Raw genomic sequence first — 19,204 nt, 5'->3', positions numbered from 1 at the left:
TGTATAGACCTTTTTTAATACTGATACTCAATATTACAGTAGATGCAGCGAGTAACCAATTATGATTCCAAATCGAATGTACGAAGGCAGCAAAAAGCATTAAACCTATAAAAATAATAGCTGGTTTAACACCAAGTTTTTATTGAATAATACTTAAATCTCTCAGTCTACAACTATATTTTCTCGGACTAATACTTTATTTATCAGTCTAATGTTTTATTTATTTCTAACACCAAATAAAAACATGGCAAAATACGGGTTGACGAAATCTCTGTAGTATTTTTGTTTCACGCTCAAAGTTACATATTGTATCTAAAATAAACATAGATGTATACTTAATGTATCTTCAAATGGGAGGGATTCCAATTTTCATTAAACGTTTCAGAATGGCAACCTGCGCGCTGCTGGTTATGATTTGTTGTATGCTGGTTTCGGTTTTTGCAAGTGCCGCCGAACAACCCGTCAGCCCTCCGTTCTCTTCCGGAACAATGCACACGCTGGCCGTAAGTAATGGCGAAGTATGGGCTTGGGGAACGAATACTTACGGTCAGCTCGGGAGCGGCACAACCTTCGGGCGTGGCGAGCCTTTGAAGGTTGCCGGGATGACGAATGTCCGTTCCGTATCTACCGGTTTCGATCATTCGCTCGTGCTAAAAAATGACGGAACGGTTTGGGCTATGGGAGATAACGCATACGGCCAGCTTGGGGATGGAACGAACACGCGCCGGTTGTCGCCTGTACAAGTTCAGGGATTGGCTGACGTCAAGGCCATTTCTACGAATCAGTACCGTTCCTTTGCGGTAAAGAACGATGGAACCGTCTGGGCTTGGGGGAATAACGACTACGCTTTTCTTGGCGACGGAACGACTACGCATCGTTGGACACCTTTTCAAGTGCAAGGTCTAACGGGGGTTTCCGCGATTTCCGCAGGATTGTACCATACCCTTGCATTGAAAGAGGATGGGACGCTGTGGGCTTGGGGCGGCGGCGGAAACGGCCAAATCGGAGACGGCGAAGGGAAGAACCGGCTTGCGCCGGTTCAGATCCCGGGCATTGCCGGCGTGAAAGCATTTAGTGCGGGCAGATTTCACTCTCTTGCGTTAAAAGACGACGGAACCGTGTGGGCTTGGGGATACAACACCTTCGGCCAGCTTGGCGACGGTACCACGACACAGAGCTTTACACCTGTTCAGATCCAGGGAATGACGGATGTGAAGGCTTTGTCCGGAGGCGGTTTTTCTTCCTTGGCGCTCAAGAACGATGGAACCGTTTGGGCTTGGGGCATCAATGGAGCCGGTCAGCTTGGGGACGGAACCACTATCCAGCGCAATACTCCCGTACAGGTACAAGGACTGACCGGCGTAACGGCAATTTCAGCCGGTTTTTCTTACTCCAGCGCATTAAAATCCGACGGGACGATGTGGGCATGGGGTTATAACGGCTACGGACAGATTGGCGACGCCACAATAACGAACCGCCTGACGCCTGTCAAAGTAAAAGATTTTACCATCGAGTTCCCGGATACGACGGCTCCCGCTTGGCCCATTGCAAGCAGCCTGACCGCTACGGAAATTACCGAAACGGGAGCGCGTCTAAACTGGACGGCAGCAACCGATAACGTTGGTGTTGCCGGGTACCGGATTTATCAGGGCGAGAGCCTGCAAACCGCCGTGACGGGCAATGTCTACAGTGTCTCGGCGTTACAACCGGGCACGGTCTATACGTTCAAAGTCGAGGCGTTTGACGCGGCGGGCAACACGAGCCATGATGGTCCGTCCGTTACATTCACGACCCGGCCGGACGTTACGGCACCGGTAACCGCCGTAAAATTCGCCCCTATCCTGTCACCGGATGGAAAATACGTCACCGGCCTAACGGCAACGATGACCGCTACCGATAGCGGTTCCGGGGTATCGATAACGAAATATCGACTGAACCGCAGCGGATCGTGGGTAATGTACACCTCGCCGCTCTTGCTATTTGCCGCGTCAACGCAAACGGTGGAGTTTTACAGCATCGATCATGCGGGCAACCAGGAACGGACCTGGTTGATGGACTTCAATCAAGGCACTTTGACGCAGCCGTGATTCGGCAGTGTGGGCATCTTAGCATCTTGCCTAAAATTCCACTTTATTGACAAACTATCGCAATGCGCCAAAAGACCGGACATCCTTTTCGATGCCCGGTCTTTCTTCAGACCACCCTTACATCCCCCTATTGCGTGCACCGAAGCCGGCTGCCGATGCCAGCTGTCCGCTCTTGCCGGCTTCCGTCCAGAGCACGAACTCCAGCGAATTGATCTTGTCTAGAGCGTGCATAAACTTCTCCTGATCCTGCGCCTTCAAACTGAAATTCAGTTGGACCGTTGGTCTCGTTTCGCTGCCTTCTTCGGTATCGGGCATCATCTTGACGTTCACGATTTGGATGCCTTGTTCTCCGAACAAGGAAGCGATCGTACCGAGCACCCCCGGTTTATCATCCGCTCTCACGATGACCTCTTGATTTCGGCGGTGCCGCATCACATGCCGTTCCCACTTGTTGAGCAGAAAGAGGCTGATCAGCACCATCAACGTAGCATAAAACGCCGGGAACAAAAATCCGGCACCCACGCACAAGCCGATGGCGGCTACGACCCATACGGACGCAGCTGTCGTCAACCCGCTGATGACGGAGCCGTTGCGGAGGATCGCCCCTGCTCCGAGAAAACCGACGCCGCTAATGACCTGAGCAGCCAGACGGGCCGGGTCGACACGTACGTTCGGCTGGTTGACGAATTGGGAAAAACCATAAATCGATAACAGCATAATCGTGGCGGAACCGAGACAAACGAGAATATGCGTGCGAAAGCCTGCCGCATGATTGCTCCATTCCCGTTCCAAGCCGATCAGACCGCCCAGCACTGCGGCGATCACCATCCGAAGCAGCAGCTCGCCGTGCGTAATAAACCAAATACTTGAAATTTCATTCATGCTGCACACTTCCTTCAACTTCAATGGATGTCAAAATAAATGGGGTTCGTGAATCCGATCATCGTATGTACGCCGTGCATCACGCCGTACATTTCCCCGCGCAGCCAGGTGACGCCGCTGGCATCAATCGGACATGTCGCCACCGGTCGATCGCGGGACAGCTCAGTAGCGGCAAGTTCGCCTCGATTGCTGTTCAAGCGGAACTCGACGGTCCGCTTTTGCAGCTCCCACTGCCCGTCCCGCGCGGCAAAATCCACGGATAGCGATGCAAGAACGGCTTTCCGAGGCTCGCCTTGAGGAATCATGACGGCTTCTCCAATCCCTGCCAGCTCGCGACCGTCTTCCGTTCGAACGGATAACAGCGGAAGCGGTCCCACCGAGACGGAAGCCGCACCATGGCGCAGCGCGTCTACTGCGGCATCGGCCAACGGCTGCGATTCCGGGTTTGCGGCGGCGGCGGAAAGCCCGAGGAACGTTGCCGATACCGGTTCGCTGACCGGCCCCGGCACATGCCAGTCTCTGCCGCTGGTGGCTGCGATGCGGAATCCCCGATTAAGCAAATCGGTCCAAAACGCAAACGCCCGTGCGTTGATTCGTTGGATCGACGGAAACAAACCCGACCATACTTCAATATAATCGATTTGCCGCCAATCCGATACCTCAAATTCCCAAAAGCATCCGGTGCACATCGGGCTTCCGACGCGGAACGGATGAGCGACGCCGGCCAGCCCGCCTTGCCGGTGAACATCCTCAATGCCGCGATGAAGATGAAACGGGCTTAGATTGCGCCAGTCGACATATTCCTTGATCCCCAGTGTTACCATATGTCCGAAAAAAGTCGTCCATTCCAAGCCCGGTATAATCTCTACGCCGGTCTGCCTGCTAACGTGCTCCTTGCCTGCAAGTCCGGTCATCGTATTATGATCCGTCAGCGCCACACCGGAGAAACCGAGCGCTTTAGCCCCTTCCGCAAGCTCCAAAAGCGTTTGCTTGCCGTCGCTGTGAAACGTATGCGTATGCAGCTCAAACGGAAGCCAGCGCTTCTGCGCGTCGTTCATCGCCGTCTCCCCCTTCCCAAACGTGAAGCCGGTAGCCGCACGTTTCGGTTACGATGCAGTGCAGCGAAATCGTAACGCGCAGCTGCCCGCGCGGGAACGATCCGGGAATGAGTCCCGGCGATGCTTCTTCCGCAGCGATGACTAGATGCTGGACCGGATCGTGACGATGCCCGGCGCCCCGGAACCCGTTCTCGTCGTCAAACGAGAGCGTCAGCAAATTTTTCAAGGGCAGGTAGCTCTCCCAGCCGCCTTTGTACGACTCCAAAGACTCCTGCAAAATGTATCGCTGCAGACCTTCTTCGATCAGCGTCTTCGCCTTCGCTTCGTCCGCCAATGCTTTCGGCTCATAGGCGAATTCGATGTGCAGCTCCTCTACCGTATCGTGCAGATGCACCGTATATGTTATATGGCTTTTGGAGCAGCTTGGCGTCACGGTGCCTCCCGCACGAAGCAACGTATTCATCGCCCGTTCCCCTGCCACAACGTTTGCCTCGGCTGTTCTTTCGTCAGCGTCACCGGGGAAGCGCTGCGGATGGCAGGTTGCGGCAAATAGTCCGCGTCCAGAAACATCGCCTTGAACTCGGGCACGACGACCTGTTCCTCGCCGCCCGGCAGCCATACGGCGCATATTTCTTCGATCTCCGCATAACTCGTTCCCGGCGGCAGCTTCACCGTCGTGGAAAATTGAGAATAAGGCCCGTCGTAGGCGCAGCGGAAATTGCCGTGCTTCAAATCACCGAAGCTGCCCGAGAACCAGCCGTTCACGCCTTTCAGCTTCACTTGGATATCGATCGACGTTTTCACCTTCGGATCGTTCGTCCGCTTCGCCGTTTGTACATAAAGATAGTTCCGAAGATCCGCGAGCTGAAACGAATTGAGCGTATGCGGGTTCTCTATCGGGAACTGCCGCAGCATTTCCCAAGCGGTTACCTGATACGTGAATGGATAGGCGTCCATCACCCGTTCACGGGGCTCCTGCTGCGGACGCCACTGGTGAACAGGAGGAAACAGAAACCGGTACGCCGACGTAACGTCGTCGTGCACCATCCCGTTGGCCGTCGCCACCTGAAGCACCGGATGCCCGCCCATCAGCGTGCGGCCTTGATGCGCCGTCGTTTTATGGTGCGGTCCTTGGAATTCTGCGTTCCGCACGTTGCCATCGACGTCCAGAACGACTCGGTACACCCACTCGATATCGGTCGTTCTCCCCCATTTGCTCATGAGCAGCGGAGTCGGCGTCCCTTCATCCTCATGGCTGAACATGATCTGATATTCGATCATTCGGGAATCCTCGGTCTGCTCCGTCAAATAAAACATCAGCAGCGGCGTATCCGTATACCGGCTATCATGCGGACTGTACAAATTGCGCCCGTACAAAACCGGCGCGTGACGGTAAATCTCGTACAGCTCGGAATCGCCGGCAATGAGTACCAATTCGACGGAGTCGATGAAAGCCCTGCGGACTTGAGGCGAGGAAAGCTCCCCGTTGAAATCGAACCGCAAGCGATACGTCCCCGGTTCCAGCGCGCCAAGCAGCCGGGTATAAGTCAAAGCCCGGTCGCCGTAAAACAGCACGCAATCCTGATTGTATTCGCCGTTCAGCGTAAGCCGCAGCACGGAAGCTTCATAATCGGCCACCCGCCAATCGCTCTCCGATCGCGCAACCGTATTCATTTCCACGAAACCCGCTTGATGAAGCTCGAATTCCGCCTCCACCGATTCGCCTGAACGGACTTCCTTCCAGTGTAAACCTGTTAACGAAAATATGCTTCGCTTCATGCCTGTTCCCTCCGCTTTGCTTTGTACAAAACAAGAAACATGCACCTTCCCTAACATTCTTGGGAAAGGTGCCGATTCCTTCAATGAATGCGCTGTCTTTCTGATCTTATCGTCCGTTTCGAAGCGCGGCTTTCCATCCTTTCGCCAGTCCGCGGATGATAACCAAAGGAGTGCCGCAGGATTCCGCCTCCCCTGTAAACGTTCACAAAATAGGGTAAGCGGTTAACCTCTCCATTACCGCTTATTATGGATACGGACTCCGAAGTTGTCAACCGCTATTTTCCTATGAATTAAAAGACGCGGAAGGGTATAGCGCTCACACGTAGTTTAAATTGTTTGTATACACGAAAGGCAGCGGAAAAAGTGACGCAAGCAGCGGTCCAAGGGCATCTCCCGCCGCCCAGGGAGCTCCGCTAAACAGCAGCGTTAAAGCGCCTCTTGCATCGAGAGCTAACGTTTCCTCGCCGTAAGCAATGCGGTATTGTCCGTCCGCGGTACGTGTGCAGTCGAGCTTCCCCGCCGTCTCTGATCCGAGCCGCTCATGTATATAAGGTGCGAGCGACCGCCACACGGAAGCCAAATCGGTCAAACGAATCGTACCCGGGATCGGCTCGCATCGAACCGATGCCCCCGCTGCCGCCAGCGCTTCGCCAAACGCCGCTTTGTCTCCGCCGACCGGAACACGGAGCTTCTCAAGCTGATGTCGCTCCATCACATCGCGAAGCAGTTCCAGTACCGCCTGATCGCTGCCGGCATATTCGATCACAGCCGGGGTCCGAGTCGCGTCGTATCCGGGCAGTCCATACACGACATAGGCGAGCGCCTCTCCATTGCTGCGCCGAAGGGCGATATGTTGATTCATAGCGCTGTTGCTGAATACGGCGGCGCCATGAATCAACCGGGCGAATTGTGCCTTCGTTCGCACATAATGAACGGGTTCGTTATGGACTAAGCGAAGCATGGACTCGAGGTCTCTCGCTTCATCATATTCCACGGTTTCCGCTTGACTGCTGTTGTTATTTTCCGCCGCATGGCGGGCTTGTTCCGCAGTAGGCGTGAAGTGACGGATCAGCCCCGCTTCATAGCAGCCATTCCTGCGGTAGAGCGTCCGATTGCCGGAGACGAGCAGCAAATGAACGCCTTCGCGCTCGCACTTCTCGATCGACATCCTGACCAGCGTTCCGGCATAGTCCTTGCCGCGATAGTCCGCATCCGTACAGACGGAGCCCATACTCAGGACGCGAAGCGTGCACCCGGCGATTGAAATTTCGGACGGCAGCAAGCCGACGACCGTAACAATTTTGCCATCTTCTTCCGCAATCAACATATTTCCGGCGTTCTCGTTCGAGAATAACAGCGAATACGCTTGTCCCATGGATGTCTGGTGCGGCTTGCGGAATACGCGATCCGACAGCGCAACCATGGCTGGAATATCCTCAGGACGAGCGGTGCGAAATTGTACCATCATTGTTCCCTCCCGAAATAACGAATGAAAAAATGAAAATGTAATGCAGCAATCGATCTACATTGTTTAGGGTAAGCGCTTAATCTTTACAATAAGCCTGCTCGAACCTCTCTACACATCAAGCCGTATTCCAATATTTTACTAGAATCCATTCGCGAAAGGAAGCAGCGCGGCAAGAAAAATTTCCTATCGGCATACGGTATTCGGACACCGACTTTCCTGTGAATTAACCCCTGCGACATCTCACACACGGCATATACTCATTGCGGCGCCGCATGGCGTACGGTCGAGTCCGGCACGCTACGATTTTTGATCGAGACAAAGCAATTTACGAACCTGCCCTGGCCCAAAGATCGCCAATCGTATCTCCATTAGAGCGTTGATTGCGTATGATATGGTACGAATCTGACTATGGGGGAAAACGATGAACAGCGTAGGGATTTTAGTTGACGATCTGGTGTTCCGCGGGCTGAACAAGAAAAAACATACGGGCACCGAAAAAATATCGTTCTATAATAAAGCTGCCGCGACATGCCATGTCAAACCGGTCTATCTCAGTCTGAACCGCATGAACCCGGGACAAGGCACGGCGTACGGTTATACGTTCGCTCGCGGGAAATACTCGTATGGCAAAGTAAAGATACCCCGCGTGATCCATAACCGGACATTCCCGACCTCGAGCCGGTCGAAAAAAAACTTGAACGGGTTGAACCGCATTTCCTATGTTTTTAACGGCTGCAACCGTTACTCCAAATACCGCATTCACCAAATGCTTAAAAGCGCTTTTAAAGCCAATATCCCGCGCTCCGTCAATTATTCAAAGTCCAACCTGCGCCGTATGATGAAACAGTATGATAGCCTCTATATCAAGCCCCAGAAAGGCAGCGTCGGCGATGGCATCATGAAACTTTCCCGCGGGCATAGCGGCAAATGGGTCGCCCAACTGCCGAGACGGACGCACGCGGGAACGAAGAAAAATGCGCGGAAAATCGTGCATCAGGCGGCAAAACGGAAACCGTATTTGATTCAGGAAGGAATCTCTCTCGCCAAGTACCGGGGGAAACCGTACGATATTCGCGTAAGCGTTCAGCGGGGCGGCGACGGGAACTGGCATGTCACCGGGATCGTGGGTAAAGTTGCGAGAAAAGGAAGCCATGTGACGAATTTGGCCCGCGGCGGAAAGGCTGTGAAATGCAACATTTTGTTCCAATCATTGAACCATCCGAAGGGAGTTTCCGATTCCGTTAAACAGTTGTCATTGAGAATAACGAAATATTTGGGCAAGCGGTTGAACCGATTAGCCGACGTTGGGCTGGATATCGGCGTGAACCGCCAAGGAAAGCCGTATTTCATCGAGCTCAATTGCCGCGACCAGCGGTACAGCTTCAAGAAAGCGGGCATGGGTTCGACCTTTTACGATTCTTACGCCAACCCGGTCCGTTATGCCAAATATGTGCTAAAACGGCGAGGCCAAGCTTGAGTGTATCCCTTTTTACCACCACAGCGGTTTGCGGAAGCGGCAGCATAGTTATAGGTACAACCTATAAGATTATGCGGAAATATATACTTCACAAAACCGGAACGATATTCCATAATGAAGCCATTCCATAATACCGAAGCGATGAGGTGGTTTGAATGGGAAAACAGTTTCCGGCGATGCTCCCGGAGCATGAAGCGTTTATTAGAAAACAGCGCATTTTCTTCGTCGGGTCGGCTATGGCGGAAGGCCATGTCAACATTTCGCCGAAGGGGCATGATGTACTGCGTATATTTTCGCCAACGGAAGTCGCATATTTGGACTTGACCGGAAGCGGCAACGAAACGAGCGCACACTTGACGAAGCAGGATCGAATCACGCTAATGTTCATGGCTTTCGATGGCGCGCCGATGATCTTGCGCCTATACGGAAAGGGGCGCGTCATCCTGCCTTCCATGCCCGAATGGGACCGGCTCATTCCGCATTTTGAATTGCTGCCGGGCGCCCGCCAAATCATTTATGCCGACATCCACGCCGTGAAAACGTCCTGCGGGTACAGCGTGCCGTTCTTTTCGTACGAGAGCGAACGCGATACGCTATTGAGATGGGCCGGGCAAAAAGGCGAGCAGGGACTGGTCGATTACCACCGGGAAAAAAACACCGTCAGCATGGACGGCGTCGTTACGCCGCTAGGCCGTCAACTGGCGTCTTCCGATCGCATCGATGACTGATTGCGCATATACCCTATATAAGGAACGGACCCTGAGTCTTTTCTGCTACTATGAACTTTAGCTTGACAAGAATATACGTGTTAAAAAGACGCTTTCATTACCGCTTGAACCGTGGTTTTGGAAGCGTCTTTTCGCTTGTTTGAACGCTTCACCCGCTGGTTTGCCCATAGCTTACGGCTATTCCCGCCCGTTGTGGAAACGTTTGCGAAAATCGCCCGGCGTAACGCCTTCAATCCGTTTGAACACTTTGATAAAGTAGCTCGTGCTTTCGTATCCGACCCTTCCCGCCAACTCGCCGATGTCCAGATGCGGTTCGCGATGCAGCAGTTCTTTGGCTTTGCTCAGACGCACGCCGGTGATGTATTCGAACGGCCTGAGACCGAGCGTCATCTGGAACAATACGCACGTATGCTGCGGGCTCACGGAAAGCCTGGAAGCAAGATCGTTCAATGTAATCGCTTCATTGTAATGGCTCTCAATAAAGCGCAGGGCCGGCGACAATTGATCGAAATACTGCTGCTTGGAACGCAAATCCACGTTCGAACCATAGCGGTACAAATCGACGATAATGGCATAAATGATCGACGAGCATTTTACGCTCTTGAGCGGCTCGGCCGAATGAGCGGTAGTATGCAGTTCGTATAAATGCTTGAGCAGCGGATCAGGGCTGGCCACGGTAATGATCCGTGAACTGTTGAATTCGAGCGAACGCAGCATTTCGCCGACATAGGTGCCGTTGAATGCCATCCAACGAACTTCCCACGGTTCGATCTGCGGGTAATACCGATGAGGCACGTCTGGAAACAGGAGCATCCCCTGCCCCGGCTCGATCATATATTTTTGCCCGTTCATTTCAAGAATGCCTTGCCCGGAAGTGCATTGAATCCACTGATAGTCCGGAAATCCATCCGTTCGTTCCAGCGGGTACTGATTGCTCCACTTCCCCACGCACGTTAAATAAACCGGCAGCTTTTTCTCCAGATCGGTAATGGTCATATAGACATTGCCGTATCGAATTTCCATACTGAGCCCCCATTGTCTTAAAATAGTTACACAAAATGAAAATCATTAGATTGATTATCGACATTGTTAAATTATATTCTATTCATATAGTAATATAGCGATTCATGAATACGCAAGATCGGGCGGATACCGGGACCCCCCGATCACTATAATGATGTTATTTAAGCGATTACATCCAAGACCTAACAAGGAGAGCACGATATCGAAAAATTTTTATGACGCGGCTGCTATCGCTTATTACGAAGGCGTCGCTAGCTTGGTTCCACACGTTCGGCCACGCATGCCATTTATGACGGCTTCGTAGTCATTCGGTTCAACTCCGCGTTACAAATGCGGAATATCCACAAATATAGGGGGATTGACTTCAAAGTGAAAAAGAACATGACAGTAACATTAACGGTAATGCTTGCGGCTGCCATGCTCGCAGGTTGCGGCAAATCCGGCGGAAACAGCGGCGCTGCAACAGGGGACAAGCCCGGTGAGCCGGCAAAGCCGCTTGAGCCGGTAACGCTCAAAATGTATCAAATTCAATCGCTCTGGACCGAGGCCGACTTTAATTTGCTGATCGCAGAGCCTGTCAAGAAAAAGTACCCGCACATTACGATCGAGTTCATCCCGAAGGTGGATGTTGAGAAGGCAATCGCGGCAGGCGAGCAGATCGACTTGGTAGCGGTGTGGAACGGCAACATGCCGTACTACAAAGACTTCGACTTGTTCGATAATATTACACCGCTTGCCGAAAAGCTGAAATTTGATCTGGGACGTTTCGATCAAGGCTCTCTCGATTCGATCAAAGCACTGTCGGACAAAGGCGAGCTGATCGGTCTGCCGAATATGCTGCAATTTAACGCGCTCTATTATAACAAGGAAATATTTGACCGTTTCGGCGTGCCTTACCCGAAAGACGGCATGACGTGGGAAGACGCCATTGAGGTGGCGCGAAAAGTATCCCGCAGCGACGGGGGCGTTGAGTACCGGGGTCTCGATCCGGATTATTTGACCCGATTGCTGACTCCGCTTTCGCTGAATATCGTCGACGGGAAAACGAATAAAGCCGTACTTGCCAACGAAGCTTACAAGCGCGTATTCGAAATCGGGAAAAGCATTTACGACGTTCCGGGCAATAAGCCGAAAGATGTCATGAAGGGCAGTGCGCTCGACCGGTTTACAAAGGACAAAAATGTCGCTATGCTGTCGACGATCAACATTTTGGACCGCTTGCGTCAAACGCCGGACTTGAATTGGGACGTCGTGCAATTCCCGAGCTTCAAGGAACGTCCGAACACTTACGGCATGTACGACCTGCATGTCATGACGGTCAGTAAAACGAGCAAAAACAAGGAAGACGCGATGCGCGTGCTTGAAGTGCTGTTCTCCGACGAAGTGCAGCTGCTCAGCTCCAAAACGGCGGGTAAGCTGCCGGTCATGAAGGATCCGAAGTTTAACGCCGCTTACTTGCAAGATACGCCGGAGCTGAAAAACAAACAGATCCAAAGCATTTTCAAAAGCAAGCCTGCCGCTGCACCGGCCTACTCGATGTACTACAGCAAGGCCCGGGGGCTGCTTGTCAATAACTTCGTCGATTACGTGAACGACAAAAAAGACGTCAATACCGCGCTTCGCGAATCGGAAGAAGCGATCAACAAATTGATTGAATCCGAGCAGAAGAAATGATGAAGCGAATACAACAGCGGCTATTTTTCCTGCTGCTCGTTCTGGTGGCGCTGGCCATGGCAGCCGGCTGCGGCAGCACTACGCCCGCGGCCTCTGCCGGCTCCAGCAGTGCCGGCGTGAAGCCGGACACGGCCGCGATGAGCGCCGAAAAACGCAAACAGGCGGTTTTCGCGACAAAGCCTTATAAAGACTTGCTGACCGTTCGCTATCTGGATTTGCAAAATAGCGAAGCAAGCGGCGACAGCATTGTCATTCAGTCGCCGGATGGCCAGACGATGCTGGTCGATGCGGGCATTCCCGCCGTCGGCCCTCAAGTCGTCGGTTATTTAACCCAATTGGGCATCGATAAGCTCGATATCGCCGTCAATACCCACCCGCATCCGGATCATATCGGAGGGTTCGAGAGCGTGTTCCGTTCGAAGCAGGTCGATCAGTTTTATTTGGGCAATCTTCGCCCCGTCGAATGGAGTTCATATACGAGCGCGCTGGCGGCCGCCAACGCCAAACAAGTAAAACAAACGTTCCTTGAAGAAGGCATGGAGTTCCAGTTGGGCAAAGAGGTCCATGTGAAGGTTATGAATCCGAAAAAAGGCGAGCTGCCGGGATCGATCAAAAAATTTGAGCTGGACGAGGTCAACAATCCCTCGATTGTCCTGCTGCTCACATACAAAAACACCCGGTTCCTGTTCACCGGGGACATCCACCGCGAGCGGGAAGTCGAGCTCGTCGAGAAATACGGCGACCAGCTTCGCGCCGATTTCATGGATGCTCCGCATCACGGGATCAGCACCTCGTCGTCGCAAAGCTTTTTGCAGACGGTCGCTCCCAAAGTATCCGTCATCAGCTACAATAAATTTAACAATTTCAAGCAGCTGCTCAACTACCAAAAGAACAGCAAAAGCACTTATGTAACCGCCCTTCACGGTAACGTTCTAATCACATCCGACGGGAAAGAGCTGAATGTCATAACGGAGAAAGATTATCCTGCGAAAAGCGGGACGGAGTCATCGAGCAAATGAAGTGAATCGGTATTTCTCCCCTCGTTTCGTATCCGTACTGCGTTATGCCTACCGGATATCGTATGAGTAATCTCATATATACATAGATACAGTCTTTTCGGGCGGCAGCGTCCGTCCGGAAAGGCTGTATCTTCTTTTGTCCGTGCAGTCTATGCCAAGTTCGCTTGAGCCTGAGTGAACGGGCTTACCGCTTCTTTGCATAACAAATGAGGGTTGGCCGGTTTGCGCTGGGGCTAGTTTTGGCTAATTCCAATAATTAATGGGTATATAGCTTAAAACGCCCTTTAGTGAATTTCTTATTCGCCGCGTTGTCTTCTGGCTGCTACCGTTTCCCCGCCGATCCCGTAATTGTCCATATCGATCTCATCGATCACGACCACTGTCGTTTTGGGACCGCGACCAAGCACTTCCTTCAGCAGATCGGTTACGCCTTGGATTAGGCGCTGCTTTTGCTCCGGTGTTATTGGCTCTTGCTCTTTCGTGACTTTAATATTGACATATGGCATCGGTCATCATCCTTTAAATGTTTTTATTTTGGTCGAAACTCTCCGGCCTGCAGCAAGACATACAATCCCGCAGAAGAGCACGAGCGCCGCGAAGATCAATGAAGAATCGTAGCCGCCGGAACGTGTAATTAATTTGCCTGCGATCGATGGGCCGATCATCTGGCCGATGCTGTAAACAAACGTCATATACCCGATCGCCTTGTTACTATCGGCCGGCATCAGACTGCGCGCTTCGGAAACGGATAACGTCGTAATTCCCATGAACGTAGCGCCGAACAATATGGCTCCAAGCAGTGCGCCGGCCGCGTTAAATATCACGACAGGCAAAACCACCCCGACCATTTGCGTAATAAACGCTAGGTAAAGCGCAGGAGCATTGCCATATTTCCCGGCAAACTTAGCCCACATCACGGATGAAGGGATCGCCGCGGCTCCGACCAATACCCAGCTTAAAGCGCCGAGTGCGCCGAATGAAGGGACGCTGTGCACGATCGCCACAAGGAATGTGCCGCTAATAATATACCCCAATCCTTCACATCCGTACGATACCAGCAGCCAAGGAAGCATCCGCTTTGCATCGGCGTTGGTTGCGTCTCTTGCCCCTGCACTCCCTCCTTCTTCGGCATCTGCACCTGCTCCTGCACCATCGGCCTTTTCGAACACTCCAGATTCGCCTGATCTCGCAGCGGCGCGATCGTAAGTCGGACCATTTTCCGACGACACTTTGTCCTGCAGCCACAGAAACGAAAAAAATCCGATGCACAGAGCAAAGACGCCCAGTCCAATCCACGCCCCCGGCCAGCCGTATTGCTCTGCGAGGAAAGGTACGGCGATGCCTGACGTCGCAATTCCGATGCCGACGCCGCTGTACAATAAACCGGACCAAGCCGGACGATTGGCGATAGCGAACGCATCCAGGGCAATGCTGGAGGCAAGAACGAATACAAGTCCGCTGGTGAGACCGGAAACGAAGCGCAGCAGCAGCCACAGCGAGTACTGTCCCGTCATCCCCATCATTAGCGTAGTCAATATATTGACGCCAAGAAAAACTTTCAGGAAAGCTGACTTTCCTCTGTTCCAGCGAACTGCACCGGCAAGCAAAGCTCCGAGCAAATAGCCCAAATAATTGGAGGATGCCAGGTAGCCTGCCATTTCGCCGGTTACGCCGGCCGCCTGCTGCAAATAAGGCAGTATCGGCGTATAGGCAAACCTGCCGACACCCATTGCGATCACAAGCGCGCCGATTCCTCCGATCAATGCGCGAGTCGGCGGCGGTACATAGTTCATAAGCTCCTCCAAGGTGAAGCGGATTTCGGAATACCACTTCATCATAATCATGTTATAGTATAGAGTAAAACGATATTTCCAAATACCAGCTATTCCATATTACGATACCTGAGCAAGGAGACTACCGTGGATATCGACGATTTGAAATTATTCCGTTCCGTAGCGAAGCTCGGCAGCTTCTCGAAAGCGGGCGACGAGTGGAACTTCGTCCAGTCTACCGTCACCGCAAAAATGCAAAAATTGGAGCAACATTTTAAAACGGCGCTGTTTCACCGCCACCGGTACGGCGTTACGCTGACATCCGCCGGCAAGCATCTGCTCGTATATGCGGATCAAATTACGCATATGTTCTCGGAAGCCGAGAAGACGATTATTGCGCCGGAAGTCCCTTCCGGACCGATTCTTCTCGGCTCGATGGAGACCACGGCGGCAATACGGCTGCCGCCGGCGTTATCGGAATACCATAAAAGATATCCGGATATCGATGTGACCCTAAGAACGGGGACATCGGAGGCTTTGGTCAAAGCGGTGCTTGGCTACGAGCTGGACGGGGCTTTTGTCGCCGGCCCGGTGCATCACCCGGATATGGAGCAGCTTAACGTGTGCGACGAAGAGCTTGTTCTTTTCTCCAATCACCCGCTTCCTTATAAGAACGACGGCGTACTCGATTTGCGGAGCAGCAAACTGCTTGTATTCCGCGAAGGCTGTTCCTATCGAATAAAACTGGAAGACTGGTTGAAGGCCGAGCGGCTGACGCCGGGCACAACGATGGAGTTCGGTTCGCTTGAAGTCATTCTTGGCTGCGTCTATGCCGGCCTTGGCATTTCGCTGCTGCCCAAATCCGTGCTCGCCCGCGCCGATCAACAATATGCACTGTCGTTTCAGGAGCTGCCCGAAACATGGGGCAAAGTACCGACATGCTTTATTCATCGAAAAGATGTAGCGCCGACGCTGGCCGTGCGAAAGTTTCTAGAGATGCTTGATGGGGTAATAAAGGAAGAGCCCGTGCGGGAAAGCGAGAGATAACAGCAAAAAAAGCGGCTTGTAAGCCGCTTTTCGCTTTACTTCACATTGTCTTTTCGCAATCCGCTAAATACAACCTGGCTTGGGACAAACTCATTGGATTTTACTACGACGCTCTCTTTCGAGTCTTTCACGACGATCTCGACTTTGAGCGGGGTCGATCCCGCTGCAGCCGCGGCGAGCTGAGGCGTCAGTACGGCGGTGACTTCGTTCGTGCTGATCCACGTAGAAGCGACGGGCTGTCCGTTGATCATGACAATGCCGTCATGCGGAATGCTGCTGCCTGTAATTTTGAGCTTCGGCTCTTTGCCTGCGGTCTCCAGCTCAACGTTTTGCACGCTCATCTTCCCTAATCCGAGTACATAGTCAGGGTTTTTGATTTTATCTTTCCAATCACTGTAACCGTATTGTTTGCCAAACATGATATCGTATTGCAGTTTCTCGTATATTTTCATTTTTTCCGAGTCAGCCCCGAGTTGCGAGAATTGGTTTTTCGGAGGAAGGACGGGAACGCGCTGATACAAGTCATATAAAAAGTCCGTATAATAAGTGCCTGGTCTTTGCGCGAGCTTCAAAATATATGGCCCCAGAAAAGAAGTGCTCATATTCAGCTGCTCTTTTTGTTCTTTCGGCAAATAATTGTTCCATACGAGAACCGGCACGCGATGCATTTTATTCAAGAAATCCGGATCGTTTTCCTGCAAATTTCCCGTGTCCTTATACGCCTGATAGTCATCTCCCAGGCTTGGCAAATGATCACCGAAAAAAGCGATAATGGTGGGCTCGGGGCTTTTTTCAAAATGCGTAACCAGACGTTTCAGCATATCGTCCGCGCCCAGCAAGCCTTGTGCGTACGTTTCAAGCAGGCCCGCTGAGTTTCCGGTTTGGCCTGTGACCTCGATTGTATTTTCCTTGAATTTTCCGGGATAATAATGATAATGGTTTTCCATCGTATTGGCGAAAATAAATTTCGGACCCGGCGTCCTTTCGCTCGTCTCGATAATGTATTTTGCCACCGCGCGGTCCGCAATATAAGGACCTTCGTAATCCGGCTCGAAAAATTCCTGCGGAATATACTGGCCGAAGCCGAAGTTTTCATAAACGTACTTGCTGTTATAAAACCACGAATGAAACGGGTTGATCGATGTGGCCGTATACCCTTGCCTTGTCAAAATGCTGGCTAGCGAGTCGATCCCCTTGTCGATATATTGATTGTACGGAATCGATCCTTGCGGCAAAAAGGCCATCGAATTGCCCGTCAGCACTTCGAACTCCACATTGGCCGTACCGCCGCCGAATTGCGGGGACAGCATGGAGCCGCTCGTGTAATTGTCCATCAGCATATGAAAGAACGGCAGCGGATCTTTGCTGAACTTTATATTTTTGAGCTTCGTCGCATCGAAGAACGATTCGCTCAGGATGACGATAATATTCGGCTTTTTCTCCCCCGGCACGGCTACGGCCGGTTTAATGTCGGATGCAAGTTCCTTTATTACTTTTTCGTCGTATCCGTCGGGCTCGTTCAGGAACAAAAACCGGATATTCATCAGCGTCGTCAGCAAAAAGCCGTTCGTTTTCACATTTTGCGTCTGATCCCACGCGATGTTCTGGATATGAACCGCTTTTTTGAGCGAAAGCGTGCCGTCGCTGTAAATGGAAATCAGCAGCAGCGCCGAAGCGATGCCGACGATGATGCGCTGTTTCCAGCGCAGCCGCAAGGTTACGCGAGGCAGCTTGTACAGCAGCAGTACGCTGATGGCGATAAATGAAAGAAGTCCGGAAATGACGTTAAAATTTAGCAAACCGCTTACATATTGCGCCATGTCTTTAGTCTCGCTGGTCAGCAGCAAGTCCCACGGAAGAAACGGTACGCCCAGAATGCTCAGCTTGACCCCGCTGATCAGTCCGAACGCCAGGCAAATGGTAGCGATCAGCCAAAACGATGTACGGAGGCTTCCTATGATAGCCGTCAGCAGCAGCATGAACCCGAGAACAACCATCGCGTTGAGCACCACTTCGGGAATGGCCTCCACCGTCCAGTTCAACGCCGCTCCCCAGCCGCCTCGGCTTAGCAATTCAACTAAAAATACGATCCACAGCGACCACAATAACAAAGGCAGGCGGCGTACCGCTTTCATACCTTTGTGAACAATGGCAACCTGCAGCTCCCCCATAAGTCCACCACATTTATTTTTAAATTTTTGTAAATTCCACATAAGTATAACACACATTGGGCGGTGAGCTAAAATCCTTTTTACAGACAAAAAAACCGATGGCCGCCAGGGCATCGGATCCGATCGTCAGTACGTTCATTGTATTAGGAGACGGATTAACATTCCGCCTTTGTCATCTCGTTCGTGAACACCCGTTTATACTCCGCGGGCGTCATTTTGACAGCGGGTTCCGGCGCATAGTGAAACTGCAGCGCTCTTCTTCGTTGATCCGACAAGTTCGGCGGGGTGCCGTGATGCAGCAGGCCGGAAAATACAAGGATGCCTCCCGGTTTTAAAGGAACCATCTCATCCTTGTCCACATCCACCACGGTGTCGCATAACTGCCAATCCCGCACAGCGTAATGCGGTACCGGACCGCTGCGGTGGGAACGGGGAATAACGTGCATGCAGCCGTTCTCCGGCAGCGCTTCGTCGAGTGCGACCCAAACGCCCGCTACCATCCGATCGTATGAAAAGCTGGAGTACGCCATGTCCTGATGCCAAGGCTTTTCGATTCCCGCATCCTTGGAAGGTGGTTTGAGCAAAGCCTGATCCTCACAAAATCTCGGTTGGTCGCCAAGCACCTTCTCCAGCACGCTCCAAATTTTCGGATGATAGCAAATGTGATGCAGCGCCGGACAATAATCAATGAATTTGTGCAGCTTTCTTACCGCATGTTCCCTTTCTTCCGGCGAATCAAAATCAGGGCTGTCTTTCCGCTCGCTTCTCCCCCGGAAATATTGAATTTTCGGTCCGACGATGCGGCCGTGGATGACGTCGGTGATGTCCTGAAGCGCCGCTTCGACTTCTTCCCTCGTCAATACTTCCTCGATTGCAACGTAGCCTAATTCCTTGTAAGCGGCTGCCGTTTGTTCGTTTACTTCCTCCGGCGTACGAATGCGGTGCTCGGCCGTTTTATTATAGCGATACAGCTTCCTTGCAATAGATTGCGGGTCTTCAGCCGGGTTAAACATTTCCAT

The 19,204-nt window shown here is 52.2% G+C and carries 16 protein-coding genes; 6 read left to right on the top strand and 10 right to left on the bottom strand.

The genetic code is table 11. The features are described 5' to 3' along the window. Window positions 1-422: 422 nt before the first annotated feature. Entirely contained in the window at window positions 423-2,087 is a 1,665-nt protein-coding gene (locus tag ACFQI7_RS10105; RefSeq protein WP_218099641.1) for an RCC1 domain-containing protein, read from the top strand. A gap of 117 nt (window positions 2,088-2,204) precedes the next feature. Here the strand turns inward: ACFQI7_RS10105 and ACFQI7_RS10100 are convergent, their stop codons facing one another. From ACFQI7_RS10100 to ACFQI7_RS10080, 5 genes are all read right to left on the bottom strand, one after another. Further along, the gene (locus ACFQI7_RS10100; protein WP_218099640.1) at window positions 2,205-2,969 is read right to left on the bottom strand and encodes an MgtC/SapB family protein; all 765 of its coding nucleotides are present in this window, start codon (window positions 2,967-2,969) and stop codon (window positions 2,205-2,207) included. 20 nt (window positions 2,970-2,989) lie between these two features. Then, window positions 2,990-4,027, bottom strand: coding sequence for a CehA/McbA family metallohydrolase (locus ACFQI7_RS10095; RefSeq protein ID WP_218099639.1), 1,038 nt, complete (start codon window positions 4,025-4,027; stop codon window positions 2,990-2,992). Continuing rightward, window positions 3,993-4,490: a hypothetical protein gene (locus ACFQI7_RS10090; protein ID WP_218099638.1), complete on the bottom strand. Its 498-nt coding sequence runs from the start codon at window positions 4,488-4,490 to the stop codon at window positions 3,993-3,995. The genes ACFQI7_RS10095 and ACFQI7_RS10090 overlap by 35 nt, the downstream gene beginning before the upstream one ends. After that, window positions 4,487-5,806, bottom strand: a complete 1,320-nt coding sequence (locus tag ACFQI7_RS10085; protein WP_218099637.1) for a hypothetical protein — start codon at window positions 5,804-5,806, stop codon at window positions 4,487-4,489. The genes ACFQI7_RS10090 and ACFQI7_RS10085 overlap by 4 nt, the downstream gene beginning before the upstream one ends. A 316-nt stretch (window positions 5,807-6,122) precedes the next feature. Next, on the bottom strand, window positions 6,123-7,274 hold the full coding sequence (locus tag ACFQI7_RS10080; RefSeq protein ID WP_218099636.1) for a GNAT family N-acetyltransferase: 1,152 nt from the start codon (window positions 7,272-7,274) through the stop codon (window positions 6,123-6,125). 421 nt (window positions 7,275-7,695) lie between these two features. On the opposite strand from ACFQI7_RS10080, the gene ACFQI7_RS10075 reads away from it, so the two are divergent. Both ACFQI7_RS10075 and ACFQI7_RS10070 read left to right on the top strand, forming a co-directional pair. Further along, window positions 7,696-8,751 (top strand): YheC/YheD family protein, encoded by a 1,056-nt coding sequence (locus tag ACFQI7_RS10075; RefSeq protein WP_218099635.1) that lies wholly within the window; start codon window positions 7,696-7,698, stop codon window positions 8,749-8,751. Window positions 8,752-8,906: 155 nt separating this feature from the next. Then, window positions 8,907-9,479, top strand: coding sequence for a pyridoxamine 5'-phosphate oxidase family protein (locus ACFQI7_RS10070; RefSeq protein ID WP_218099634.1), 573 nt, complete (start codon window positions 8,907-8,909; stop codon window positions 9,477-9,479). A 177-nt stretch (window positions 9,480-9,656) separates the two neighbouring features. Here the strand turns inward: ACFQI7_RS10070 and ACFQI7_RS10065 are convergent, their stop codons facing one another. Beyond that, a complete protein-coding gene (locus ACFQI7_RS10065; protein WP_218099633.1) occupies window positions 9,657-10,502 on the bottom strand; it encodes an AraC family transcriptional regulator in 846 nt (281 codons plus the stop codon). A 369-nt stretch (window positions 10,503-10,871) separates the two neighbouring features. Between ACFQI7_RS10065 and ACFQI7_RS10060 the strand changes: the two genes are divergently transcribed. Both ACFQI7_RS10060 and ACFQI7_RS10055 read left to right on the top strand, forming a co-directional pair. Next, window positions 10,872-12,176 (top strand): extracellular solute-binding protein, encoded by a 1,305-nt coding sequence (locus ACFQI7_RS10060; protein WP_218099632.1) that lies wholly within the window; start codon window positions 10,872-10,874, stop codon window positions 12,174-12,176. Continuing rightward, complete coding sequence (locus ACFQI7_RS10055) at window positions 12,173-13,195, top strand: ComEC/Rec2 family competence protein (RefSeq protein WP_377516775.1); 1,023 nt, start codon at window positions 12,173-12,175, stop codon at window positions 13,193-13,195. The genes ACFQI7_RS10060 and ACFQI7_RS10055 overlap by 4 nt, the downstream gene beginning before the upstream one ends. Window positions 13,196-13,491: 296 nt before the next feature. Here ACFQI7_RS10055 and ACFQI7_RS10050 read toward each other — a convergent pair whose 3' ends face one another. Together ACFQI7_RS10050 and ACFQI7_RS10045 are read right to left on the bottom strand one after the other, a co-directional pair. After that, window positions 13,492-13,701 carry a tautomerase family protein gene (locus ACFQI7_RS10050; protein ID WP_218099630.1) on the bottom strand — a complete coding sequence of 70 codons (210 nt, stop codon included), beginning with the start codon at window positions 13,699-13,701 and terminating at the stop codon, window positions 13,492-13,494. 6 nt (window positions 13,702-13,707) lie between these two features. Next, window positions 13,708-14,988 (bottom strand): YbfB/YjiJ family MFS transporter, encoded by a 1,281-nt coding sequence (locus tag ACFQI7_RS10045; protein WP_218099629.1) that lies wholly within the window; start codon window positions 14,986-14,988, stop codon window positions 13,708-13,710. A 126-nt stretch (window positions 14,989-15,114) separates the two neighbouring features. On the opposite strand from ACFQI7_RS10045, the gene ACFQI7_RS10040 reads away from it, so the two are divergent. Next, window positions 15,115-16,014: a LysR family transcriptional regulator gene (locus ACFQI7_RS10040; RefSeq protein WP_218099628.1), complete on the top strand. Its 900-nt coding sequence runs from the start codon at window positions 15,115-15,117 to the stop codon at window positions 16,012-16,014. A gap of 35 nt (window positions 16,015-16,049) precedes the next feature. Here the strand turns inward: ACFQI7_RS10040 and ACFQI7_RS10035 are convergent, their stop codons facing one another. Together ACFQI7_RS10035 and ACFQI7_RS10030 are read right to left on the bottom strand one after the other, a co-directional pair. After that, window positions 16,050-18,185, bottom strand: a complete 2,136-nt coding sequence (locus ACFQI7_RS10035) for an LTA synthase family protein (RefSeq protein ID WP_218099627.1) — start codon at window positions 18,183-18,185, stop codon at window positions 16,050-16,052. 155 nt (window positions 18,186-18,340) lie between these two features. After that, complete coding sequence (locus ACFQI7_RS10030; RefSeq protein WP_218099626.1) at window positions 18,341-19,198, bottom strand: phytanoyl-CoA dioxygenase family protein; 858 nt, start codon at window positions 19,196-19,198, stop codon at window positions 18,341-18,343. Window positions 19,199-19,204: the final 6 nt, after the last annotated feature.

The organism is Paenibacillus allorhizosphaerae (assembly GCF_042659105.1).
GTDB lineage: Bacteria > Bacillota > Bacilli > Paenibacillales > NBRC-103111 > Paenibacillus_G > Paenibacillus_G allorhizosphaerae.
Note: the sequence above shows the minus strand (reverse complement) of the source record. Positions and strands in the feature narration are given on the sequence as shown.